Below are 21527 nucleotides of genomic sequence, written 5' to 3'. Positions count from 1 at the left end.
CTTTGGCAGTCCTATACCTCAATGAACTTTGAAGTTCAGCCCCTGAAGTCGTTAAAGGCCTTCAAAAGCTTCATAGTCGCATCGTAGTCAAGCTTTTCGCCCTCGTAACGCACCTCATATAGGCCCTGCAGATTTGATGGTAGAGTTGCTCCCTTCTCAACCAGAAGGATGAACTTGCGCCCGTAGAGTGCCATCGCTGCGCCAATCTCTATAAGCACATTTTGATTGAGGATTTTGTGCTCTTTGCCTTCGGGGTCAATTAGGCGCTGATCCGTGCCTACGTGGATAATGGCTGCACTGCAAGAGCGCATATCGTCCATTACCTTGTCTGGAACTGGCTTCGAAATCGTTTCGTTCTCGATAGAGATGATTGGTGTGAAGCCGCCAAACGTAAGCAGTTCGCGGATCTGGCCTGCGATTTCTTTGTTTTTGCCGTGCGTGATGAAGACCCGACCTGTCTCACGCTTCTGCGTTTGCGCAGATTGAGCGGGCATTTCTGAGCTTTCGTCGTGGGCGGGATTCTCTTGATCATTTCGATCATCCCTTGCCTCACTATCTCCGGTCGAGGAAGCGATTTCCGAGAGAACGGCGGCCCCATCGAGATCAACATACATTTGATTCTTTACATCACGTGAAAGTCCAAGTGCTTGGAGTCCGTCGATGATCAGAGCCAATACTTCCTTTGCTTTCTCCTTGGGTACGCCCATTTCTTCTAGAACGTTCCCTGCGATTTGCTCCGATGGTAATCGGCTGTTGTTGTATTTCGCTAGGAACTCTCGAATCACTCGCGGCCGAAGGAATGCCTCACGTTTGGCGGCAAGATCATCGTTTTCTTTGGTTGGGGCAACGATCCGTCGTCCTAAAGGAGTAATCGCTATGGTTTCGGAGTTATAGCCGCCCTCCGTGAGTCCGTATGCAATTGAAGCGCCGCAAAGCATGCGAAAGTGGCTTGACCCAGGTGTCATGTCCATTGCCTGTGCTACGCGCAGCGGCTTAGTTGGGCTCTTGCCATAGTTGTCGGCAATGGCTTGCGGGATGCGGATCGCTTGTTCGATGCCGAATGCCGGAATGTCTGCTTGGCTGACGTAACTCCGTTTGGTAGAGCTTGGCTGGGGAGCTGGAGCTTTCTTCGCCGCGCCTTTCGCTTTAGCTGATGTAGCCATACGACCTCCGGAGGTGTGGAAATGTGACGCGCCTTTCATTGTAAGGCAAAAGAGCAAAAAAGTCTGTAGCGTGCGAAACATGCAAACTTCTAAGATATTTAACTCATAAAATCAATAAGTTATATTGAGTACAAAGTTGATCATGTGCGACTTCTCTACGAAATCTGCAAGCGGCGGCCAAGCATGAATACGAATAAAGGGGGCGTGGCCAATTAACCATCGCCCTGCGGAACAAGCGTCAGAGTGCGCCTTCTTCGAGCTGACGCGTACCGTGGCAGCTTGGATAGCCCGTGCAACCCCAGAAGTGGTCGTTGGTTCGTCTGTTGGTACGTTGCATCATCTCTTTGCCGCACTTCGGGCAAGCGGGTGACGCTTCGGCAGGGGCAGACACCTGCGCCTGGATCGTTGGTTCCGCGGCTGCCGTCTGGACGCTGCGCACCAGTTCAAGCAACGCGGCGCCGGTAGGCGTGGCGACCTAGCGCTTTTGCGATCATCGCCTGGAACCTGACGTCGCCCACCCGGGGTTGGCCGGGCGGTCTTGGAACAGCCGCCCGGCGAGATGGTTTGCGGAGCTCAGTACGACACGTCGTTCGAATGGATCGAGGTGGACACAGGCAACTGGCTGAGCCCCTCAGCCTGCTCGCTGAGGAAGTACAAGGCAGCGAAGAGACCTTCGGTGGTGGGAGCATCCAGCGGGCTGCAGCCGCGCTCGATGGTGTCGCTCTGGCTGTTGACGTGCATGTCGCGGAAGGCTTCGCTGTTGGTGAGGACGCGGGCGAGGGCGCGGATGGCGGTGGTGAGGCCGGCCAGAGTGGCGGCGTCCTGCTGGCCGAGGTCGGCTTCGGCGAGGGTCCAGTAGGGGCGCGAGAGCGGGTTGGTGGGGATGCGCGCATCGTCGGGCGCGACTGCCGTATGATCGGGCTTAGCCATGATCAACTCCTCGTAAGTTGGTTGTGGTCAGCGGGTCGTATGGGTTCCAGCCCATGCGGCCCGCGCTGCTTTTGGTCTTGCGGGTTTTCTCCCGTTGCGGTTTTCTCCGGCCGGCGTCAATTGCGCTGCGGCGGTTTTCATTATAAGGCGGAAGTAAAACAAAATCTGTCAGGCGGATGGGTTTAATTTGTAGGAATTGGACTTTATTTTGTAGTCCACTTTTTTGATTAATTCGAAGTACGTGTTTTTAATTAATCGAAATGACGGTGTTCAGGATGCGCATATTCGAAATTCGTCCCTGTGGTGGCGAAACCTCGGCGAAGGAGGTTGAATACAGTCCTCAGCGCATTCCTGGGGGTGATCTGGTAGGACGGATGCAGCGGCAAGTCCTCGATCCGCTTGTCCAGCGCGACAAACGTCAGTGTCGATGATTCCATTCGCGTTGATCCCCTGTGATCGGAAACCTCAGACTCTGACCCCGGTTTCGTTTCGCCGCGGCCTACAATGGCCCGACTGACCACCACCCGCGACCCACCCGATGACCGAACCGCTACGCCTCGACAAACATCTCACTGCGCTGACCGGTTGCTCGCGACGCGAGGCCCAGCAATACATCGAAGGCGGCTGGGTGCGGGTCGACGGTAACGTGGTGGAAGAGCCGCAGTTCATGGTCGACACGCAAGTCGTCGAACTCGATCCGGCTGCCCGGCTGACTCCCGCCGAACCGATCACCTTGGTGCTGCACAAGCCCTCGGGATACGATAGCGATGCCGGCGCCAACCCGGCCAGCGCGCTGGTCACTGCACTGACACGCACGCCTGACGATGCCTCCGGCGTGCGCCCGTTGCGGCGACACCTGCATCGACTGACCTCGCCGCTTTCGCTTCCGACAGGTGCCAGTGGCCTGTTGATCTTCACCCAGGACTGGCGCGTCGTGCGCAAGCTGACCGAGGATGTCAGTCGCATCGAACAGGAATTTGTCGTCGATGTGGAAGGCACGCTGATTCCGAACGGGCTGGCCCTGCTCAATCACGGCCTGCGCTTCAACAACTATGCGATGCCGCCGATCAAGGTTAGCTGGCAGAGTGAACAACGGCTGCGCTTCGCCTTCAAGGTGTTGCGGCCGACCCAGATCGAGCCGATGTGCAACGCGGTCGGACTCACCGTGCTGGCGATGAAATGTCTGCGCGTGGGGCGTATTCCGCTGGCGAAACTGCCGCCGGGACAATGGCGTTACCTGGCGCCACACGAACGTATCTGAGGGTTATTTGGAAAGACGGGGCCAGATTCACCTGCAACCGTTTGAATGGTCGCGAAGTGCGCTTCGGGTCAGGCCATGACGATTTGCGTTATATGACGGATGGCGTTATGGTTTGCCGGTGATCAGGAACTTTGCCGGCAAGGAAGCGGAGAAGATCTGGGGCGGCACGCCTTCCCGGCGCCTGCCTGCCGATATCCAATCCGTGGCGCGCCGCAAGCTGCGCATGCTGGCAAACGCTTCGGTGCTGGATGACCTGCGCATTCCTCCGGCCAATCGGCTGGAAGCCCTGGAGGGCCAGCGCAAGGGCCAGTACAGCATCCGCATCAACGATCAATGGCGCGTCTGTTTCCGCTGGATCGACGGTGACGCCCATGACGTGGAAATCGTCGACTACCACTGACATCAACGAGTCGATCATGAAGAGCCTGCCCAACATCCATCCCGGCGAAGTGTTGCTCGAGGAGTTCCTGACGCCGATGGGCATCAGCCAGAACGCCCTGGCGCGCGCTGCCGGCGTGCCGCCGCGCCGCATCAACGAGATCGTGCTCGGCAAGCGCGGTGTCACGGCGGATACCGCCGTGCGCCTGGCCGCTGCCCTGGGGACCAGCGAGCGCTTCTGGATGGGACTTCAGGCCGACTACGATCTGGAAGAGGCGCACCGGACACTCGGCAAGACCGTCGACCAGATTGAGCGGATTGCCGCGTAAGTCCTCAGGCCCCGAATGTTCCAAACCGAAATGCGTGGCACGGCGCACTTTATCCGTCCCATGTGTTGTTCGTTCTACACGGATCTGGGCGGCTACGTCGCGAGCGCTTTTTTCAGGAGCATGTCGTACAGCTCCACGCGGAATCGCACCCCAACCTGCAACAGGCTCAGCCAGTAGACGCCCATCAGCAGGACGAACAGGAAGACCTCGGGCCAGCTGACTTGCGGCGGCCAGTGCATGTCCTTGAACTGGATGAAGAGGGCGACGAGGATCGGCAGGATACCCAGCCTGTCCAGCCCGCCGGTCAACAGGGGGAGTTTGCTGCGCAACCGCTCCACGCGGAAACCGGTGAAGTCGCTCATGGCCTGCAGGCGCTCGCGCGGAAAATTCCGCAGCCAGCCGATCAGCTCTTCGTGATGCGGCATGTCGAAGTCCAGGATCTCGGCAAATTCGCGCCGCTCGCTGGACGGCTTCATGTTGAAGCCTGGCTGTTGCGCGGTCCAAGCTACAAAGAACGCCGATAGCTCGATAACCACCAGCACAATTGCGGCGGCAAGTGCCCAGCGGTTGTTGGGCAGCGTCTTGCCGATGATCAGGGCCAGCAAGGCCGATGCGAAACCAATGCTGCTGCCCCATCCCGCGCGACGGCTGGGGGTGAACTGGTAGGACGGATGCAGCGGCAAGTCCTCGATCCGCTTGTCCAGCGCGGCAAACGTCAGTGTCGATGACTCCATTCGCGTTGATCCCCTGTGATCGACGTTCGTGAGGCCTCTAGCCTGCCACGGAAACCTGGGCCCCGTCCTCTTTCCGGAGGAAACCGGGGCGGAGGAAGCTGCAAGGTCTTCGCTTGACTTCCTCCGTCCCGTTTTCTGCACGTCGACGAAGCGCCCAGTCTTGTGTCGATCCGGGCTGCGCCCGTTCGTCGTCAGGAAGACGGCAGCCACCAGCGCTGCGTGACCTTGGGCAGCACATGGGCGAGTACCTGATCTACTTCAACCAGCCGTGGGTCGGCGAGCACAGCGAGAGGTGGTTCAAGGAGCGCGGTCCGCTGGCAATGGTGGTGGTGCATGCGATGAAGGCGGCGGGTGTCTACGTGTTCGCCGGGGGGGCTGGAGGAGGATCCGGATGCGGCCTTCACGGCGGATGCCACCCGCGGCACGCTGAGGTTCACCGACGGCCCTACGTCCGGGACCACCAGTTTCTGGGCGGTTTCACCGTGATCGACGTGGCCGACGAGCAGGCGGCAAGGCAGTGGGCGGGCAAGCTGGCCGAAGCCTGCGGCTGGCCGCAGGAGGTTCGCCGGTTCAAGCCGCGGCCCGAAGGAAGAGCAGAATAAGGGCCATCTTCAGGCGTTTGATTGGAAGCGGCGTCAGGGACACTTCTGCACGGTTCCACGATGGGAGGCTTGCGATGGCACGCACCGTTGATACCGGGAAAGCAGGCGGCAAGGCGGCGGGGAAACCCGCTGCCGGCCCGGTCGCCAAGGCCGGGTCGAAAGCACGCCAACCCGGCGCGCGCGCGGCAGCGCCCGCGGTCGCCACCACGCTGCCGGTCGCCATGACGGGCCGGGCCAGCCCGGCGAAGGCCAAGGACGGGGACGAGCCGGTTTTTGCCTATATCCGCAGCCTGCCGCAGCCGCAACGCGGCATCGCCGAGCGCGTCGATGCCCTGGCCGCCAGGACGCTGCCGGGTTTGCGGCGCTCCGTGAAATGGGGCATGGCGTGGTACGGCGTCGGCGATGGCTGGTGCTTCTCCTGCGGCGGTTTCGCCGGCCACGTCAAGCTGACGTTCGGCCGCGGCACCTCGCTCAAGCCGGTGCCGCCGGTTACGCCGATCGGGATGGGCAAGGACTCGCGGGGCGTGAACCTTGCATCGGTGGAAGACCTCGACGAACGCCAGGCCGCGTCATGGATGAAACAAGCCACGGCCATCCCCGGCTTCGGGAAAAAGAAGCACTGAGCGCGGGCAGGGCGCGGAAACCGGGGCACGGAAACCGGGACGGCGGACGTTGAATCCGCGCTGGCTTGGTGTCAGTCGGCCGGATCAGCCTCATTCTTGGCTTTGCCCCTGGACAGCATCACCCCAGTGCGTGCCTTGCCATCCGCAGTGCCTGCTCGACCGCCTTGGCCACTGCCTCCGGCTGGTCGATCTGGATGTCGTGCGAGGTATCCGGGACGTGCACCAGCGTGCCGCGGGAGGAAGTGGCGACGATCTGCGCCTGCGTGTGGGCGCGGGCTTCTTCCAGACCCTTGCGGTCGCGCGGCAGCGCATCGGCATAGGTGTTCGCGGCGGACAGCACCAGCAGGGGCGTCGAGCCGTGCGTCTCCTGCTTTGACACCGGCGGCTTGAATACCGCGGGATTGTTCTGGAGCACCGACAGCACGGTGTGCCAGAACGCGGGTTTGGACATGTGGGCCAGGTTCACCGCGTTGAGCCTGGCGCTGGCGAGCGGATCGGCCTCGCCGAGACACTGGCGCAGTTCCGGATCGGTGGACGGCAGTGCGTGCTTTTCGGCGGCCGCCTCGCAGCGGTGGAGAAACGCGAACCGTTGCACCGAGAGGGTGTCCTCGTCCTTCTGCCAGCCGGGGGCGAACCGGCCGATGTCCTGCGCGGGCGGATCGAGCAGGACCATCGCGCCCACGTCCGCCGGGTAGCGGCTCGCGTACTGCCGAACGATGTTGCTGCCCAGCGAGTGCCCCACCATCACCAGTGGGGTCGCGAGGCCGGCACGCTGGATCAGCGCGTGCAGATCCGCCACGTCGGCGTCGAGATTCCGCGGCAACGGCCCCTCGCTGCTGAAGCCGAAGCCGGCGCGGTCGTAGGCGCAGACGCGCGCGTGGGCGGCCAGCAGCGGCTGCACCTTGAACCAGGTGGAGGAATCGTTGAGCGCGCCGGCCTCCAGCAGGACGGTCTGCGGCCCGCTGCCCGAGCAGCGCAGGTTGAGCTGGCGGCCATGGCCGAGGTCGATCAGCTTCGCCGCTTGCGCATAGCTGTCCGGCATGCGCTGCGGCGCGGCGGCGTGGCTGGCATCGGTGGCCTGGCCAAGGACCATGGCCAGTAAAAGGGCGCTGCCTGCTTTCAGGTACTTCCTGCCCAAGAGGTTTCTCCCGTCGATGGCCCGGACGGGGGGCGCCGGGCAGGCCTCTTCATCGACTCAAGGCGGCGCGGGAAGTTCAGAGCGTTCGAATCACTTCGGGGCAGAACCAAAACGAGGCGGGGTTCGCTTCTTGGCTTGGTATCCCAAAGCGGGGGCGTCGGGGTTGAAGAAACAGGGATCATTGAACGGGCGTCCTGGCGAACCATGCCTTCCTGGATTGGCAGGTCTCCATGGCGCGCCGGTAGGCTTCGCGCGCGCTGGTGCGGGCGATATAGGATTTCTCCGTGTCGCCAAGGGCGATGCCTGCACCGTGTTGCGCCAGTTCCAGCGCGTAGGTCACCGAGATGTCGGCAGCGGTAAACCTCTCGCCGGCGAGATAGGGCGTGTGTGCCAGCTGCCGCGTCACCAGGCCCAGCCGGGTCTGGAAAACGTCCAGCGCCTGATCGGCGCTCCAGTTCTGCCGCTCGGACTCCGGCGCGAAATTGCGCGCGCCGACGACGAAGTAGACGGAGGCCGCGAGGCCGGCTTCGCCAAGGTGGAGGAACTGCTGGTAAGCGGGGAACGCCGGATCGTGCGGGGCGGGCGCCAGCGGTGTGGGTCCGTAGCGGGCCATCAGGTACTCCATGATCGCGATGGACTCGACCATGGTGACGTCGCCGTCCCGGATCGCCGGGATGAAACCGGCTGGGTTGATGGCCAGGAACTCCGGATCCTTCTCGACGCCGGCCAGCAGGTCCACCGGCCGCAACCGGTGCGCGAGGCCCATCTCTTCCAGCAGCCAGACGACCCGGAAGCCTCTTCCTTCGCCAAAGACCGTGATCATCGTCCGTCATCCTCCTGGAGCTCGGCCTGGTCGGCCCTGTGACAGGAGGACGAACGGGGCCTTCGGAAATCGACATCGACCGCTCGTCCGTCGCCGCGGCGACTTTGATTCGAAAGTCACGGGGTGCCTGACGCGGGAACACGGCGCGACATCGTCCGCCAGGTGGACAACCGGGTAGTGATGGGCCGAAGCGAACGCGATGCGCCTGCCTCCCTCTCCTCAGGCCTTGCCGGGGAGGGGCCGGGGTGAGTGGCTTCAAGCCGCTGCGTTTCGATGCCAATCAGGTTCGACGATGCCATTGGCCTGCGTCCTCCTTGTCTCTGGAGGACGCAGGCACGGCCTGGTCCGGCTGGTTATTCGGTGAAGTTCGCGGTGACGTGGTACACGCGCCCGCCCCAGCCATCATCGGGGAACGCGTCGGACACCTTGACGTAGACCGGTTTCGCGCCATCGCTGGCGGACCCGAGGTAGGGCGTCAGGTCGATGGTCTGGTCGGCCTTGTTCGAGCCGTCGGTGATCCGCTGGTTCTCCTGCAGCACGGTCGTCCAGTTCTGGTTGTCGGTACTGACCTGGACCAGGTATTCGTTGTCGATGGTCAGGGTGACATGCGCCGATGTGGTATCGAACGGGAACGGGAAGCGATAGGTGAAGTGGCTGGTGCCGTCGGCGAACCGGTTCTGCACGCCATTGCTCTGCGAACCGTCGGGATCCCACAGCCACGGGGTCTCGTCGGCGGTGCCGGTGTCGAAGTCGATCGCGTGCGCGACCAGCACGTCGGCCTGGGTGCTGAAATGCAGCCCGGCCGCCGCCACGGTGGCGGTGACCATGTGGTGTCCGTCCGTGGCCAGGCTCGGCACCGTGACCGTCAGCGGGATCGTGCCGCCGACCGGGGATGCCACCCCGTGCGGCTGCAGACGCAGCTGGCTTGCTGCGGGCGAGATGCCCCAGCCGGCGGGCGCCTGGACCGATGCGTTCGCGTTGAGCGGGAACCAGCCGGTGGCCGAGACCCCGAGGTCGATGGCGATGGGCGTGCTTCCCGACGATGCCGGCATGATCACGGGCTGCGCCGGGGACATGGTCGCGGCCAGGGATGCCTGCGGCGTCCAGACGGGTATCTCGCCGATCAGGGCGCTGAGCGCGCTGGCCTGGGTGCGCCAATCGAAGACGTTGGGATGCGCGTCGCTGGTGGCGCCGGACCAGCGCGTACCGAGCCGGCCGGCGGCGTCGCGATCATCGTTCCAGATGCTTTCGGCTTGCTGGTCCAGGAAGGCCGCGTAGCCGCGATCGTGGGTGGTGTCGACCAGATCGGTCCAGTAGCGCATGAAGATGCCCTTGAACTGCTTGCCGTTGTCGTCGCAGGTCTGGTCGAGGGCATCGCAACTCTCGGTCAGGATGCCGTTGGCGACCAGTCCGTCAGGACCGATCGCGGCATCCGCCAGGCGGCGCACCGTCGCGAGGATGGACGGGTCCCGGGTGGCGCGCCACAGTTCCAGGCCGGCGCCGATCGCCATGCCCTGGTTGTAGCTCCACACGGTCTGTCCGTTGTTGGTGCAGGTGTCGGTCAGGCCGTCGTTGACCAGGCCGTTGGCGTTGATCATGCCGCTGCCCTGGAACCACTTCCAGGCCGTGCTGGACCGGGCGAGCCAGGTCCGGTCGCCATGGATGCGGTTGTGCAGTTCGGCGGTGAGCCTGATCCACAACGCGTTGGTGACGGCGTTCTTGTAGGTGCGCTCGGCGTTCCACCAGACGCCGCCGCCGCAGGTGCTGGTGTCCCAGTAGCCGTAGACGTAGTTGGCGATGGTGACCGCCATGTCCAGGTACTTCGGGTTGCGGGTCAGGTCATAGGCCTCAACCCAGGTCAGGCCCCACCATTCGGAGTCGTCGATGGCGCGGCTGGTGAAGTTGCCGAGCAGCGGATCGCCGGACAGCACGCCGGCCGGGAACGTGCCCTTGTCCTTCTCGAAGGTGTTGTCCAGCTGAGCGAGATAGCGGCGGTCCCCGCTGCGTTGCATGTAGTCGCCGATGGTTTGCAGGGCGACCGCCGAATTCCACCAGCTGGAGGGGAACCAGGCCTTGCCCGGATCGTACGAACTCATCAACACGTCCGCCGCCGCCCGGGCCCGGGCGACGGCCGTCGGCCCATCGATTTGCGGCTCGGCTTGCTGTGGCTGGGCCCGTGCAGTCGCCGCCGTGGCGAACGCGATGGCCAGGGTCATCAGGCAGGCCAAGGCCCGACTGGGCGAGCGGTGTATCCAGGGAGTGCCGAGGCGGCTCGGGCGGATCTTCGGGAAGAAATTCAATCGATCTAAAATCGAGTGGGGCGAGGTCGTCGGATGCATGGTCAGAAGCTCTCCTCATGGGAATACCCGGGAAAGGGATGGCGGCTGAACTCCCCATCTTTCCCTGACCAGACCAGTGGCTTGGCGCCATTCCTGTCTGGAAAAGTGCGCGCGTGGCGCAGCCTTCAGGGCGCGAGTCGACGAACGCGGCAGACCCGCGCGCTCGGTGGAGTATTGCCGCAGGCTTTTCCCGATTTTGAGAACCACGCCACGGACCGCTCACCGTCCGGCTTGGTGGGGATTTTCCTGGTGCGTGCTTCGATATGCTTCATTACGCTCAGGACGAACGGGGCGGGCATCGTATTGGCGGAGCGGATTTCGCGCTGCACGACGCAGGCGGCGAGCAGCGCCGCAACATGCAAGGCAGCAACTTCCTCTCTTCTGCTGTGCCGGGGGAGAGGGTGTTCTTGCTTGGTATCGTGTATCCAGTGGCGATCGACCCCCACGCCCATTTCATTGGAATACGCCGATGTCGCGCCTAGTCGAGCAAATCAAGCAGGCCCTCGCCGCCTTCGCCGGCTGCAAGACGCCGCCTGCCTTGATCGGAGGCCTGGCGTTGGCCGCGCATCAGGTGGTGCGCGCTACCCGTGACGTGGACTTCCTCGCCGATGCGGACGATGCGGGTCGCCTGCACGATATCCTGCTTGGTCTGGGCTACCGCTGCGTGCATCGCAGCGAAGACGCCGCCAATTACCAGCGCGACGACGAAGGCCTGGACTTGCTCTATGCCCATCGCCCGGTGGCCAGGCGTCTTCTGGGCGAGGCCAGCGAACGCATCACGGCGCTCGGCACCTTGCGGGTGATCAGTGCGGAAGGCCTGATCGGCTTCAAGCTGCAGGCGCTTGTAAACAACCCATCCCGTACCCGCGACCTCGACGACATTCGGGCATTGTTGCGGGCGCAGCGCGGAAAGCTCAACATGGCCGAGGTACGCGGATACTTCGCTCTGTTCGACCGCACGGAATGGCTCGATGAACTCCTCGCCCAAGTTGCCGATGAAGCATCCTGACCGGGTGGCCGAGCCGCTGGCCGGGGGCTATGTCGTGTCGGCCTCGCTGCCCGGGAAGGGGGATCTTTCCGACTGGATGGAGCTCATGGAGGCGGTGGAGGCGTTGTGCCCGGTGTGGCCGCAGAGGGATGGCAGGGGAGAGATGGGGAAGTACAAGCTCTGAGGGGGGATTATTGCCCCGTCTGCTTGTGGCCTTCATAAAAAGCGCGCCGAGTCATCCCGGCGCACTCCGGCCTGCCTGGCCGGATCAGGCCCCGTCGATCAGAACCCCGGCGGCCGCTCCCCGGCCACCGCCACCTTCGCCTCCAGCGCGCGGCCGACGCGGCCCAGCGTGCCTTCCTCGAACAGCCGGCCGACCAGGGTGACGCCGTAGGGCACGCGGTGCGGCCTGGCCAGCTTCGGCAGCGGGTGTTTCGGGTCGGGCGCCCAGTCGCTGCGTACCTGGTCCACTTCCACGAAGCCGGTGCGCAGGGTGAGCGAGGGGTGGCCGCTCATGTTGGAGATCACCATCATCTCGTCGCGCAGCGAAGGCACCAGCAGCAGGTCGACTTCGCCCATCACGCGCTCCATCTCCTTCGCCATCTTGCGGCGCAGGCGGTCGGCCTGCACGAAGTCCACCGCGGAGAGGAAGCGCGATTCGCGGAACAGGTTGGGCCAGGCGTCCGGGGTCTGCACGCGCATGTGGTCGGCTTCGCCCGAGAGCGTGAGCTCCTCGAAGGCGGCGGCGGATTCGGCGAACAGCAACACGTTGAGGTCGTCGTACGGCCAGTCGGGCAGGGACACTTCGGTGGGCACCAGGCCGAGCGCGCGCAGTTGCTCGAGCGCGGCGCGGTCCAGCTCGGTGGCCGGCGCCTCCTTCATCCAGCCGGGGAAGTAGCCGACCTTCAGGCCCTTGATCGGGGCGGCCGCGTCGTAGTCCAGGTGCGCCGCCACGCTGGCGCTGTCGCCGGGGTCGGTGCCGCGGATGGCGTCGAGCACCAGCAGGGTGTCTTCCACCGAGCGGGCGATGGGGCCGAGCTTGTCCATCGTCCAGCACAGGGTCATCGCGCCGGTGCGCGGCACGCGGCCGTAGGTGGGGCGCAGGCCGGTGGTGCCGCAGCGCATGCACGGGCTGATGATGCTGCCCTGGGTCTCGCTGCCGATGGCGAACGCCACCAGGCCGGCGGCGGTGGCCGAGGCCGGGCCGGCGCTGGAGCCTGAGGCGCCTTCCTTGAGCAGCCACGGGTTCATGGTCTGGCCGCCGAACCAGATGTCGTTGAGCGCCAGCGCGCCCAGGCTGAGCTTGGCCAGCAGCACCGCGCCGGCCTCGTTGAGCTTGCGGGTGACCGCACCGTCGTCCTTCGGCACGCGGTGCTTGAAGGGTTCCGCGCCATAGGTGGTGGCGATGCCGGCGGTGTCGAGCAGGTCCTTGGCGCCCCATGGGATGCCGTGCAGCGGGCCGCGGTAATGGCCGGCGGAGATCTCCTTGTCGGCCTGCGCGGCCTGCGCCAGCGCGTGCTCTTCGCACAGCGTGATGACGCAGCGCAGCTGTGGATCGAAGCGCTTCAGGCGTTCGAGGTAGATCTTCGTGAGGCGGGTGGAGCTGAGCTTGCGCGCGCGGATCCACGCGCCGAGCTGGGCGACGGAGGCGAAGGCGATGTCCTCGTCCTTCGCCGGCAGCGGCGTGGCCGCCACCCTGGACGGTGCGAAGCGGTCATGCGCGGGGCCGACGTGCGCGCGGCCCATCGCCGGGAACCAGGTGGTGGCCGGCGCCAGCCCTTCTTCCAGCGCCACCTTGCGCGGACCGGTGCGGCGCTCCAGCAGCGCGGCCATGGAGGTGGGCCAGCTGGCCACCGCCATCTCGCGTTGCGCTTCGGTCATCGTCACCTGCTGCAGCTTCTCCGCTTCCGCGAAGGTGGCCGTGGTGAGCTTCGGCCCCGCCGGCGGCGCGGTGTTGAAGGCGCCGGGCGAGCCGGGCGGCGGCGTGGTCGGCGCGGGGTTCTGCCCGGCCTGCGCCAACGCGCTGCCAGCCACCACGGCACCCAGCAGGCCAAGCGGCGCCTGGGTGAGGAAATCGCGACGAGTCTTCATGGTTCTTCCCGGTGCACTCCGCAGCGGAAGCGCGTTGCTGTCGAATCCGGCGAGGATGCGGCGTGAAAAGGTGTCAGGGTTTCTTGCTGGCCGCTGGAAGTGGCCCTGGGCCGCCTTGATCCTGACTCCCGGCAGGTGCCGTTGTTTATGGCGATGCCGGGGGCGTCGATGCCGATGTTGTCGCAGCGGGCGACGCGGCCGTGGTCGCGCCTGCGGGTTGCGTGGGTTGTGCGCCCCCCGACCCGTATTGAGCGACCTGCAGGGTGAACCGTGCTCGTTGTCCAGCCGGCATCGCCGCCGGGTCGGCGTACACCTGAATCATGTAGGTCGTCGCCGTCGCAGCCGACTCGGACCAGGTGTTCGCCCCGGTCGTGCTCGTGTCGACCAGCTTTTTGCCATGGGTCTGGTCATCCACCTTGAAGTGCAGCTGGGGGTTGCTCGCGACGAGATTGACCTTGACTGTCATGCCCGCCGCAATGGGAACGGTGAAGTTGTGCGCGGTGGCGCCGGAAGCCAGGCTGCCATCTTCTACCGCCCATGGCTTGTTGGCCTGGAATGTCATTGCGGTCGTCGGCGGCTGCAAGTCTGCGGCTCCGTATTGCCCGACCTGCAACGCGTATTTCGCGGTTTCTCCGCGCTTCACCGCGCCAGGGTCCATGTAGACCTGGATGGCGTACGTGGTGGCCGTCGCGTTCGGAGACGACCAGGTGGAGACCCCCGTCTTATGGGAGTCCAGCAGTTGCTTGTCGTGGGTCTGGTCGTTCACCTTGAAATACACGTTCGCATTGCTGCTGAGCAGGTTGATCTGCAATGTCTTGCCCGCCGCGATCGCCACCGTGTAATCGTGCGAGCTGCCGGAAGGGGCGAGGTTGCCGATTTCCTGCGCCCATACACTGTTTGCCGCGAAGGTCACCGTGTCCGGCGTGGCGGCGAAAGCGGGCAGCGACATGCAGGCAGCGGCCATGCCGAGACCCGCCGCCATGGCGGTGCTGCGGAGAAAATGGAAACGTGGCATGTGTGGAATCCTCGCGTCGTTTGGAATTCGGTGGTCGAGTGGGGAAGAGGTGTCAGGGGCACTTTGACGGTGGTTGGTGGCTTGGGACGAGGTTGTCATCGAATCCGTGCCGTTGGTCGCGGATCGACCAGCGCCAGGTGATGAGTCAGATCGAAATCCAGTTCCGCCGCGAATCCACGTCGCTCGCTGGCGAACGTCGGCCACTTGCCGGGCATGCCGGAGGGGACGGCGACAACGACGCCCGCGATCTCTGCGGCTACGCCTGTGGAGCCGATGATGGCCGTGCAGATTGCGTTGCCCGAAAGCAGCTTGATGCCGGGCAGGGCAGACAGTGCGCCCGCGATGGCGACCACGCATCTCCACTTGGCCTGCTTTGGAAGAATCGTCGAATCTTCTGGGAACTTGGGCAGTGCGTCGATCTTTGCGTTCAACGCGGCGAACGTGAGCTTCGGTGGTTCCAGCACGTCCGGATGCATCCTGGCGGTCGCGTCGATGCCTCCTTCCACGTGCATGGCCATGTCTCCCCCCCGGATCAATGCGGCTTGCGGACCATACGCCGGCTTCGCGCGGTTCGCCATATCGCGGATGGCATGGGAATGCCGCCACCGGATGAGGCTGGGGTGCAACCGGGGGCCAGGTGATCCGCGCCTATTGGGCGAATGGATCGCGATGGCGCGGCCGGCTCCATCGAGCGTGATCCCCTGCTTGCGGAAGAAGCCCTGACGACCGACCGATGTGCGCTTTCCCGATGACGGCTAAAGTTCATGCTTTGCCGCGCGGGCAAGCCCCACTGGAATCTTTCGCCATGTCCTGGCCCCACTACCTCGCATGGCCCGCTGGCGGCGTCATGCCTGCCGACGCGATGCCCCATCTCGCCGGCGGCGTGAGCGGCTGCGCGATCCGGACGCCGTTGGCCACGCTCCCAGGCATGCTGATTGCCCTCGTCGGGCTGGCACGGGGTTGCGGTCGCCTCCGGGGCGGCAACGATCCGTCGAAGCCGTCGGAGCCGCAATGAACGGCATGTTCGGTTCGCTCAGGAGCTACAACTACCGGTTGTGGGCCGCGGGTGCGCTGGTGTCCAACGTGGGCACCTGGATGCAACGCGTCGGACAGGACTGGCTGGTGCTCACCGTGCTCACCCATCACAGCGCCACGGCGGTGGGTACGGTGATGGCGCTGCAGTTCGGGCCAGCCCTGCTGCTGTTGCCGTTGACCGGCTTTGCCGCGGATCACTGGGACCGCCGCAAGCTGTTGCTGTACACCCAGGGCGCCGCCGGCCTGCTGGCGCTGGGCCTGGGACTGGTCACGATCACCGGCGTGGTGCAGCTGTGGCAGGTGGATGGCTTTGCCCTGCTGCTGGGCATCGTTACCGCGTTCGACGCGCCGGCCCGGCAGGCGTTCGTATCGGACCTGGTCAGCGATGACGACCTGGCCAACGCGGTGGCCCTGAACTCAGCCTCCTTCAATGGCGCGCGGATGGTCGGCCCGGCGGTGGCGGGCCTGTTGATCTCCGCGGTCGGCGAGGGCTGGCTGTTCCTGGTCAACGCAGGCTCCTATGCCGCCGTGCTGGTATCGCTGGGGCTGCTGCGCGTACACGAACTGCATGGCGAAACGCGGCCTGCACGCACGCGGGGCAGCTTGCTGGCGGGATTCCGCTACGTGTGGCGGCGTCCGGATCTGGTCGCGGTGCTGGTGATGCTGCTGCTGATCGGCACCTTCGGCTTCAACTTCGCCATCTTCATCTCGACCATGTCGGTCACCGTGTTCCACGGCAATGCCAGCCAGTACGGCCTGCTCACCTCGGCGATGGCGGCGGGCACCATGAGCGGGGCCCTGCTTTCCGCCCGCCGCCCGTTCCCCGGCATGGTGCTGATGGGTGTCGCCGCGGCGGCCTTCGGCGTCACCCTGGCGGTGGCGGCGGTGATGCCCAGCCCTGTCCTGTTCGCGTTCGTGCTGTTCTTCGTCGGCCTCGCCGCGCTCACTTTCATGACGGCCAGCAACTCCATGATGCAGCTCACCACCGAGCGCGCCATGCGCGGCCGGGTGCTGGCGCTGCGCATTGCGGTGGTCATGGGCGGCACCCCGGTCGGCGCCCCGCTGGTCGGCTCGGTGGTCGATCACTTCGGCGCACGCTGGGCGCTGGGCGTGGGCGCGCTGGCGGGCCTTGCGGCAGCCGGGGTGGCGACAGCCTATCTGGTCAGGCATCGCCATCTGCGCCTGCGCCGGGATGGTGGGCGGCTGCGCCTGGTCATCCACCCCGCGCCGGCCGATGCGACGGCCGTTCGCGTGGCGGCCGGGGAGCGCGTGACCTGAGCCGGGAAAACCGGGCAGCCGGAACGTGCCTGGATTGGCGGTGACGCGCGCGATGGGGAAACCGTCCGGTTAAACGGGGTCAGCCCAGCGCCGCTTTCGCGAGATGGCTCAGCCGCCGATGCGCCGCCAGACCGATACGGGCACGTCGCCATTCGGACGCGGCGGCACCCGGTAGCTGAGCGTGTCGCCGCGCAGCTCGAAGGCGCGGGTTTGCTGCTGCCCCTCCCAATTCGGGAAGGAGGCGGCTTCGATATGGAACACCAGCTGGTGCCGGCCAGGTTCGACCGTGATCGTGCCGTAGTGGGTGCTCGCGCCCATGACGGCCGCCCGGTATTCCTGCGCGCTGGCCTTGGCCTTGTCCGGGCTGGCGAAGCGCGGGCGGTCGGCGCGGAAAATCTGCAGCGAGTAGTGCCCCATGCGGTCGACCAGCAGCAGGCCCTTCGGCGCATCGCCGTAGTCGTGCGAGCGCGAGCCATCCGGGTGCAGCACGTCGGCTGCCACCAGGGTCCAGGTTCCGGCCAGCGAAATGTTGCCTTGGGGGTCGGCCATCCTGGCACCGGAGGACCAGGCCAGGCCGGGCAGCAGGCAGGCGAGGACGGCAAGGCGGGCGAAGCTGCGGTGCAGGCTCATGGGGGTTTCTCCTTCGAATGGGGCGCACTCGTGGGTGAGGCCTCGCCGATCGTAGGGCTTGCCGACATGCGGAAAAACCGAATAATTCGATATCAACACTTTCGAATTGCTTACCTATGTCGCTTCCCAATCTCGACATGGACGCCTTGCGCAGCCTGGTGGCGATCCTGCGCCTGGGCAGTCTGGCCCGTGCCGCGGAACGGATCGGGCGCTCGCCCTCGGCGATCAGCCAGCAGATGCGCAAGCTGGAATCGCAGCTGGGCGAGCCGCTGTTCCGCAAGCAGGGTCGCCGCGTGATGTTGACCGAGGCGGGCGACCGCGTGCACGCCTACGCGCGCCGCATCCTGGAACTCAACGACGAGGCGGTGCACGCGGTGCGCGGTGCGGCGGTCGACGGCGTGGTGCGCTTCGGCCTGCCGGGCGATTTCGCCGAGTCCTGGTTGCCGGCGGCGCTGGGGCAGTTCCGCAAGGCCTACCCGGCGGTGCGGGTGGACGTATGGGTGGAACCCAACCGGCTGCTGCTCGAACGACTCGACCGCGGCGAGCTGGACCTGGTGCTTGCCATGAACCAGGGCGCGCGCGCGGATGCCGAACACCTGGCCACGCTGCCGATGACCTGGATCGGGCCGGCGGGAACGGGCGCGGTGGTGAGGCCGGATACGGTGCTGGATCTGGCGCTCTACCAGCCGCCGTGTTTCTTCCGCCAGGCGGGCACGGCCGCGCTGGACCGGGCCGGCATCGCCTGGCGGCCCGCTTTCGTCACCGCCAGCCTGCACAGCCTGTGGGCCGGCGTGGCCGCAGGCCTGGGCATCACCGTGCGCACGGGCGCCGACCTGCCGTCCACGCTGATGCGCCTGGACGGGCGCCACGGCCTGCCGGCGCTGCCGGGCGTGGACCTGTGCCTGCATGCCGCAGCTGGCCTACCGTCGGCGGCGCTGACGCACCTGCGCCAAGCGGTGATGGAGCAGGCGCGTACGCACCTGGGCCAGGCGGGTTGAAACGGTCATCAAAGAGTTGGGCTGGAAGGGTCGTCTTTTTGCACAGGCACCTTCTGGACGGCGCAGGGATTGCCGTCTGTTCGTGGTATTCGAGGGCGGGCAGTTGGCCCGTCCTGTTCCGACGTTCCCGGGAGCGAAATCGTGCAAGTTGTCGATAGTCCATTCGATCTGGTGCTGTCCTACCCGCAATGGCAAGGGTCGGGGCGCTCGCAGCATCTGCGCCGGGGCGCGAAGGCCGCGGCGGAGGTATGCCGCAACTACGGGCCGTTCGTGTGCGTGCCGGAGGCCGGCGAAGGCGAGGCGCGTGGAGGCATCCAGCGCTGGACCGCGATCATCGAGCAGTTTCGTTCGGCCCAGGCGATCCTCGATGCGCGGCAGCCAGGGCGGATCCTGACCGCCGGCGGGGACTGTGCCTGCGATATCGCCATCATCGATTACCTGCATCGACGCTACCCGGACCTGACCGTCATGTGGGTGGATGCACATCTCGATGCGAACACGGTCGACACGACGCCCAGTGGCAATTTCCACGGCATGCCGGTGGCCGCGATCCTGGGCTCGGCTCCTGCCGAGCTGCAGGCGATGCTGTCGACGCCGCTGCCGCCGGCGCAATTCCGTTATGTCTCGGCGCATGTGGGCGACGAAGGTGACTGGGCGTTCCAGCAGGCCCATGGCCTGGCCTGGCTGGAGCCGGCGCGATGCCTCGCCGGACTGGCCATCCCCGGGCCTGTCCACATTCATTTCGATCTGGACTCGCTAGACCCGGCCGAATTTCCGCACGTCGCCTATCCCGATGGCAGGCTGTCCTTCGAGGCCGGGCTTGCTCTGGTGCGCAATGCGGCCGCCGCGGATCTGGTCGGCCTGACGATCACCGAGTTCGCGCCTGCCGACGAACGCGCCGCGCAGGAGGGCAGTCGCTTCCTCGACCGGCTGTGCGGCGCCGCTGCAACAAGGCAGGAACAAGTGCATTCGTAGCCGTTCGCATGAGAAAAGGTGTCACCATTTCGCCGCCGGGGGGCACCACGTCGCCGTTGGAGTCAACAGACGCGTAGGTGCTCTTCCCCGTTCGTGACGAGGAGCATCTACCCGTCTTGCCGCGACCACCCGCCGCGGTGTTTCCTGCGGCGCCAAGGATGCAGCCCTCCGCCAACAGGCCCAACCGCATCCGTTGTGCGAGGTGCAGGGCATCGGTGTAGTCGTTGCCGAGCTTGAGGTCGTCGTATTGCGGAATCGCCGTGGTGTTGACCGGATGCACGATGTAGCCGCGGTCCATCGGCCCGTCGACCAGCCAGTACCAGTTGTCGGTGGATTCCACCGCCACGCCGGTCAGCTCGTCGCGGAACGGTGCCAGGTCGGTCAGCAGTCGACTCAGGTCATTGGGGCGTCGACGCTGCAAAAGCGGCTTGCCCTGGCCGTCCATGACGGCCAACACGCTGTTGCTGGAATGCAGGTCGATGGCTGCGTGGAGTGACATGGCTGCCTCCTGTCGCGAAGCGACGTCCGACGTTGTGGTGACATCGAACGTACCGCCACGCGCAGGAGGCGACGACATGGGTCTTCAGGTTGAGCTGGCCCCGTGAGTAGATCGGATCGCGCTGGACAGCGTGCTCAAGCGGTGCCGCGCAGCATGACTGCGTGATACGGTCGGCCTGGCACGGAAACCAGCCAGGTCCGCCATCACATTCGTTTAGCTGGGCAGGCTGGAATACTTCCGTCTTCGAAGCCCGGGTGGGCGACGCGAACGAACCGGACATGCTGCGCAATCTACGCCCGATCACCTCGCTGCTTGCCGGCACGGCGTTGCTGTTGCTGGGCGTCGGGCTGCTGACCACGTTGATTCCGCTGCGTGGCCGGGCGCTGGGTTATTCGGCCATCCTGCTGGGCGCGCTGACTTCGGCGTATTACGCCGGCTACTTCGTGGGGACGCTTGCGCTGCCGCTGTTGGTCCAGCGGATCGGCCATATCCGCGCCTTCGCCTTTTGCACGGCGTGCGTGGCCTGCGTGGTGTTGTTGCATGCGCTCAGCACCAATCCCTGGTTGTGGTTGCTGTTGCGCCTGTTGGCCGGAGTCGTGCTGGTCGGGCTGTACGCCATCATCGAGAGCTGGCTCAACGCGCAGACCGAGTCGGCCCGGCGCGGCACCGTGTTCGCAATCTACATGATGGTGAACCTGGGCGCGCTGGCCCTGGCGCAACAGCTGCTGTGGATTCCCGGTGCGCCATTCGTGCTTTATGTGGTGGTGGCCCTTTTCGTATGTGCCGCGACCCTGCCGGTGGTGACTACGCGCCAGGCGCAACCCGTGCCGCAGTCGGCGCCCCGGCTGGAGCTGCGCCGCCTGTTTGCGCTGGCACCGACGGCCGGCGCCGGTGCGTTGTTGTCCGGGCTGACGATGGGCGCCTTCTGGGGTCTGCTGCCGGTGTACGCGCGCGAAGTGGGTTTTGAGCTGACCCAGGTGGGTACCTACATGAGCGTGGCGATTCTCGGCGGCGCGGCGCTGCAGTGGCCCATCGGCCGCTGGTCGGATCGGCAGGATCGACGCATCGCCCTGGCCGTGGTTTGCACGCTCGCCGCAGTGCTGGCGCTGCTGCAACTGCAGCTGGCGCCATGGCGTGGCGCGATGCTGGTGCTGATTTTTCTCTATGGCGGCCTGGCCTTCGCCGTGTATCCGATCGTGGTGGCGCATCTCGTGGATCACCTGCCGCCGGATGCTTTGCTATCGGCCAGCAGCAGCGTGTTGCTGATCTATGGCGTCGGCTCGGCAGTGGGCCCGACGGCGGCCGGCGCGCTGATGTCGGTACTCGGCCCCGATTCACTGTTCGGCTGGTTCGCCGCGACCCAACTGGGGCTCGCTGCCTATGCGGCCTACCGGCACTGGCACTTCCATCGCGAGCAGTCGGCCGATGCGAATTTCCGCGTGATGGTGCGCACCACGCAAACCGCATTCAAAATGCTCCCCAAAGCAGGCAGCGATACCTAAGAATGCCCTGATCAACTCCCGCGCAGGCCGGTGACGCCTGCACAGGAGAACGGAACGGAGATCGGTTCACTGGCGTCCGTGGCGGGCGGAGTGGCGAGCAGGTGGACGTGGTCGTCCATCGACATCCAGGTATTGCAGCCGGTTGCCAGCAGGGCATGGCCATGCAGACGGGTAGCGGCGCCGGTCGCCGTCGAGG

Annotated in this window: 23 protein-coding genes; 11 read left to right on the top strand and 12 right to left on the bottom strand. The window is 65.4% G+C overall.

What is annotated here, in order from left to right:
- Window positions 1-35: 35 nt before the first annotated feature.
- The 3 genes from ABQJ56_RS05005 to ABQJ56_RS04995 all read right to left on the bottom strand — a co-directional run bounded on the left by ABQJ56_RS05005 (window position 36) and on the right by ABQJ56_RS04995 (window position 2093).
- Window positions 36-1244 carry a TIR domain-containing protein gene (locus tag ABQJ56_RS05005; protein WP_367843887.1) on the bottom strand — a complete coding sequence of 403 codons (1209 nt, stop codon included), beginning with the start codon at window positions 1242-1244 and terminating at the stop codon, window positions 36-38.
- A 157-nt stretch (window positions 1245-1401) separates the two neighbouring features.
- The gene (locus ABQJ56_RS05000; RefSeq protein WP_367844013.1) at window positions 1402-1554 is read right to left on the bottom strand and encodes a topoisomerase DNA-binding C4 zinc finger domain-containing protein; all 153 of its coding nucleotides are present in this window, start codon (window positions 1552-1554) and stop codon (window positions 1402-1404) included.
- Between the two features lie 182 nt (window positions 1555-1736).
- Window positions 1737-2093 (bottom strand): hypothetical protein, encoded by a 357-nt coding sequence (locus tag ABQJ56_RS04995; RefSeq protein WP_367843886.1) that lies wholly within the window; start codon window positions 2091-2093, stop codon window positions 1737-1739.
- Window positions 2094-2631: 538 nt separating this feature from the next.
- Here ABQJ56_RS04995 and ABQJ56_RS04990 point away from each other — a divergent pair.
- The 3 genes from ABQJ56_RS04990 (at window position 2632) to ABQJ56_RS04980 (ending at window position 4061) form a co-directional block, all read left to right on the top strand.
- A complete protein-coding gene (locus tag ABQJ56_RS04990; protein WP_367843885.1) occupies window positions 2632-3354 on the top strand; it encodes an rRNA pseudouridine synthase in 723 nt (240 codons plus the stop codon).
- A gap of 118 nt (window positions 3355-3472) precedes the next feature.
- Window positions 3473-3754 carry a type II toxin-antitoxin system RelE/ParE family toxin gene (locus tag ABQJ56_RS04985; RefSeq protein WP_367844012.1) on the top strand — a complete coding sequence of 94 codons (282 nt, stop codon included), beginning with the start codon at window positions 3473-3475 and terminating at the stop codon, window positions 3752-3754.
- A gap of 16 nt (window positions 3755-3770) precedes the next feature.
- Window positions 3771-4061, top strand: coding sequence for a HigA family addiction module antitoxin (locus ABQJ56_RS04980; protein ID WP_367843884.1), 291 nt, complete (start codon window positions 3771-3773; stop codon window positions 4059-4061).
- Between the two features lie 92 nt (window positions 4062-4153).
- On the opposite strand, the gene ABQJ56_RS04975 is transcribed toward ABQJ56_RS04980, so the two are convergent.
- Complete coding sequence (locus ABQJ56_RS04975) at window positions 4154-4795, bottom strand: hypothetical protein (protein WP_367843883.1); 642 nt, start codon at window positions 4793-4795, stop codon at window positions 4154-4156.
- Between the two features lie 236 nt (window positions 4796-5031).
- Between ABQJ56_RS04975 and ABQJ56_RS04970 the strand changes: the two genes are divergently transcribed.
- Together ABQJ56_RS04970 and ABQJ56_RS04965 are read left to right on the top strand one after the other, a co-directional pair.
- Complete coding sequence (locus ABQJ56_RS04970) at window positions 5032-5397, top strand: YciI family protein (protein ID WP_367843882.1); 366 nt, start codon at window positions 5032-5034, stop codon at window positions 5395-5397.
- Between the two features lie 74 nt (window positions 5398-5471).
- On the top strand, window positions 5472-6020 hold the full coding sequence (locus tag ABQJ56_RS04965; RefSeq protein WP_367843881.1) for a DUF1801 domain-containing protein: 549 nt from the start codon (window positions 5472-5474) through the stop codon (window positions 6018-6020).
- Between the two features lie 118 nt (window positions 6021-6138).
- On the opposite strand, the gene ABQJ56_RS04960 is transcribed toward ABQJ56_RS04965, so the two are convergent.
- The 3 genes from ABQJ56_RS04960 to ABQJ56_RS04950 form a co-directional block, all read right to left on the bottom strand.
- The gene (locus ABQJ56_RS04960) at window positions 6139-7158 is read right to left on the bottom strand and encodes an alpha/beta fold hydrolase (RefSeq protein WP_367843880.1); all 1020 of its coding nucleotides are present in this window, start codon (window positions 7156-7158) and stop codon (window positions 6139-6141) included.
- Window positions 7159-7336: 178 nt separating this feature from the next.
- A complete protein-coding gene (locus ABQJ56_RS04955) occupies window positions 7337-7981 on the bottom strand; it encodes a glutathione S-transferase family protein (protein WP_367843879.1) in 645 nt (214 codons plus the stop codon).
- A gap of 353 nt (window positions 7982-8334) precedes the next feature.
- Complete coding sequence (locus ABQJ56_RS04950) at window positions 8335-10077, bottom strand: glycoside hydrolase family 76 protein (RefSeq protein ID WP_367843878.1); 1743 nt, start codon at window positions 10075-10077, stop codon at window positions 8335-8337.
- 712 nt (window positions 10078-10789) lie between these two features.
- Here ABQJ56_RS04950 and ABQJ56_RS04945 point away from each other — a divergent pair.
- Both ABQJ56_RS04945 and ABQJ56_RS04940 read left to right on the top strand, forming a co-directional pair.
- Window positions 10790-11329 (top strand): nucleotidyltransferase family protein, encoded by a 540-nt coding sequence (locus ABQJ56_RS04945; RefSeq protein ID WP_367843877.1) that lies wholly within the window; start codon window positions 10790-10792, stop codon window positions 11327-11329.
- Window positions 11292-11492 (top strand): hypothetical protein, encoded by a 201-nt coding sequence (locus ABQJ56_RS04940; RefSeq protein ID WP_367843876.1) that lies wholly within the window; start codon window positions 11292-11294, stop codon window positions 11490-11492. Before ABQJ56_RS04945 ends, ABQJ56_RS04940 begins: the two co-directional genes overlap by 38 nt.
- A gap of 98 nt (window positions 11493-11590) precedes the next feature.
- Here the strand turns inward: ABQJ56_RS04940 and ABQJ56_RS04935 are convergent, their stop codons facing one another.
- From ABQJ56_RS04935 to ABQJ56_RS04925, 3 genes are all read right to left on the bottom strand, one after another.
- Complete coding sequence (locus ABQJ56_RS04935) at window positions 11591-13399, bottom strand: amidase (protein ID WP_367843875.1); 1809 nt, start codon at window positions 13397-13399, stop codon at window positions 11591-11593.
- A gap of 145 nt (window positions 13400-13544) precedes the next feature.
- The gene (locus ABQJ56_RS04930) at window positions 13545-14414 is read right to left on the bottom strand and encodes a hypothetical protein (RefSeq protein WP_367843874.1); all 870 of its coding nucleotides are present in this window, start codon (window positions 14412-14414) and stop codon (window positions 13545-13547) included.
- A gap of 95 nt (window positions 14415-14509) precedes the next feature.
- Window positions 14510-14932: a hypothetical protein gene (locus ABQJ56_RS04925; RefSeq protein WP_367843873.1), complete on the bottom strand. Its 423-nt coding sequence runs from the start codon at window positions 14930-14932 to the stop codon at window positions 14510-14512.
- Between the two features lie 493 nt (window positions 14933-15425).
- Between ABQJ56_RS04925 and ABQJ56_RS04920 the strand changes: the two genes are divergently transcribed.
- Window positions 15426-16727: an MFS transporter gene (locus ABQJ56_RS04920; RefSeq protein WP_367843872.1), complete on the top strand. Its 1302-nt coding sequence runs from the start codon at window positions 15426-15428 to the stop codon at window positions 16725-16727.
- 108 nt (window positions 16728-16835) lie between these two features.
- Here ABQJ56_RS04920 and ABQJ56_RS04915 read toward each other — a convergent pair whose 3' ends face one another.
- The gene (locus ABQJ56_RS04915) at window positions 16836-17357 is read right to left on the bottom strand and encodes a lipocalin-like domain-containing protein (protein ID WP_367843871.1); all 522 of its coding nucleotides are present in this window, start codon (window positions 17355-17357) and stop codon (window positions 16836-16838) included.
- Window positions 17358-17473: 116 nt separating this feature from the next.
- On the opposite strand from ABQJ56_RS04915, the gene ABQJ56_RS04910 reads away from it, so the two are divergent.
- Together ABQJ56_RS04910 and ABQJ56_RS04905 are read left to right on the top strand one after the other, a co-directional pair.
- The gene (locus tag ABQJ56_RS04910; RefSeq protein ID WP_367843870.1) at window positions 17474-18355 is read left to right on the top strand and encodes a LysR substrate-binding domain-containing protein; all 882 of its coding nucleotides are present in this window, start codon (window positions 17474-17476) and stop codon (window positions 18353-18355) included.
- Between the two features lie 141 nt (window positions 18356-18496).
- On the top strand, window positions 18497-19330 hold the full coding sequence (locus ABQJ56_RS04905) for an arginase family protein (RefSeq protein WP_367843869.1): 834 nt from the start codon (window positions 18497-18499) through the stop codon (window positions 19328-19330).
- On the opposite strand, the gene ABQJ56_RS04900 is transcribed toward ABQJ56_RS04905, so the two are convergent.
- Window positions 19224-19829: an IS110 family transposase gene (locus ABQJ56_RS04900; protein ID WP_367843868.1), complete on the bottom strand. Its 606-nt coding sequence runs from the start codon at window positions 19827-19829 to the stop codon at window positions 19224-19226. The genes ABQJ56_RS04905 and ABQJ56_RS04900 overlap by 107 nt on opposite strands.
- A 278-nt stretch (window positions 19830-20107) precedes the next feature.
- On the opposite strand from ABQJ56_RS04900, the gene ABQJ56_RS04895 reads away from it, so the two are divergent.
- Window positions 20108-21331, top strand: coding sequence for an MFS transporter (locus tag ABQJ56_RS04895; RefSeq protein WP_367843867.1), 1224 nt, complete (start codon window positions 20108-20110; stop codon window positions 21329-21331).
- Window positions 21332-21527 lie beyond the last annotated feature (196 nt).

The sequence above is a fragment of the Rhodanobacter geophilus genome (assembly GCF_040812275.1).
Lineage (GTDB): Bacteria > Pseudomonadota > Gammaproteobacteria > Xanthomonadales > Rhodanobacteraceae > Rhodanobacter_A > Rhodanobacter_A geophilus.
The sequence above is the reverse complement of the archived record's forward strand: the minus strand, read 5'-3'. Positions and strand labels throughout refer to the sequence as shown.

Coding starts and splice junctions, on each gene's coding strand:
- ABQJ56_RS05005 (WP_367843887.1), bottom strand. CDS start 1,244: ATGTTTCGCACGCTACAGACTTTTTTGCTCTTTTGCCTTACAATGAAA.
- ABQJ56_RS04995 (WP_367843886.1), bottom strand. CDS start 2,093: ATGGCTAAGCCCGATCATACGGCAGTCGCGCCCGACGATGCGCGCATC.
- ABQJ56_RS04990 (WP_367843885.1), top strand. CDS start 2,632: ATGACCGAACCGCTACGCCTCGACAAACATCTCACTGCGCTGACCGGT.
- ABQJ56_RS04980 (WP_367843884.1), top strand. CDS start 3,771: ATGAAGAGCCTGCCCAACATCCATCCCGGCGAAGTGTTGCTCGAGGAG.
- ABQJ56_RS04975 (WP_367843883.1), bottom strand. CDS start 4,795: ATGGAGTCATCGACACTGACGTTTGCCGCGCTGGACAAGCGGATCGAG.
- ABQJ56_RS04970 (WP_367843882.1), top strand. CDS start 5,032: ATGGGCGAGTACCTGATCTACTTCAACCAGCCGTGGGTCGGCGAGCAC.
- ABQJ56_RS04965 (WP_367843881.1), top strand. CDS start 5,472: ATGGCACGCACCGTTGATACCGGGAAAGCAGGCGGCAAGGCGGCGGGG.
- ABQJ56_RS04955 (WP_367843879.1), bottom strand. CDS start 7,981: ATGATCACGGTCTTTGGCGAAGGAAGAGGCTTCCGGGTCGTCTGGCTG.
- ABQJ56_RS04950 (WP_367843878.1), bottom strand. CDS start 10,077: ATGAGTTCGTACGATCCGGGCAAGGCCTGGTTCCCCTCCAGCTGGTGG.
- ABQJ56_RS04945 (WP_367843877.1), top strand. CDS start 10,790: ATGTCGCGCCTAGTCGAGCAAATCAAGCAGGCCCTCGCCGCCTTCGCC.
- ABQJ56_RS04940 (WP_367843876.1), top strand. CDS start 11,292: ATGAACTCCTCGCCCAAGTTGCCGATGAAGCATCCTGACCGGGTGGCC.
- ABQJ56_RS04935 (WP_367843875.1), bottom strand. CDS start 13,399: ATGAAGACTCGTCGCGATTTCCTCACCCAGGCGCCGCTTGGCCTGCTG.
- ABQJ56_RS04930 (WP_367843874.1), bottom strand. CDS start 14,414: ATGCCACGTTTCCATTTTCTCCGCAGCACCGCCATGGCGGCGGGTCTC.
- ABQJ56_RS04925 (WP_367843873.1), bottom strand. CDS start 14,932: ATGGCCATGCACGTGGAAGGAGGCATCGACGCGACCGCCAGGATGCAT.
- ABQJ56_RS04920 (WP_367843872.1), top strand. CDS start 15,426: ATGAACGGCATGTTCGGTTCGCTCAGGAGCTACAACTACCGGTTGTGG.
- ABQJ56_RS04915 (WP_367843871.1), bottom strand. CDS start 17,357: ATGAGCCTGCACCGCAGCTTCGCCCGCCTTGCCGTCCTCGCCTGCCTG.
- ABQJ56_RS04910 (WP_367843870.1), top strand. CDS start 17,474: ATGTCGCTTCCCAATCTCGACATGGACGCCTTGCGCAGCCTGGTGGCG.
- ABQJ56_RS04900 (WP_367843868.1), bottom strand. CDS start 19,829: ATGTCACTCCACGCAGCCATCGACCTGCATTCCAGCAACAGCGTGTTG.
- ABQJ56_RS04895 (WP_367843867.1), top strand. CDS start 20,108: ATGCTGCGCAATCTACGCCCGATCACCTCGCTGCTTGCCGGCACGGCG.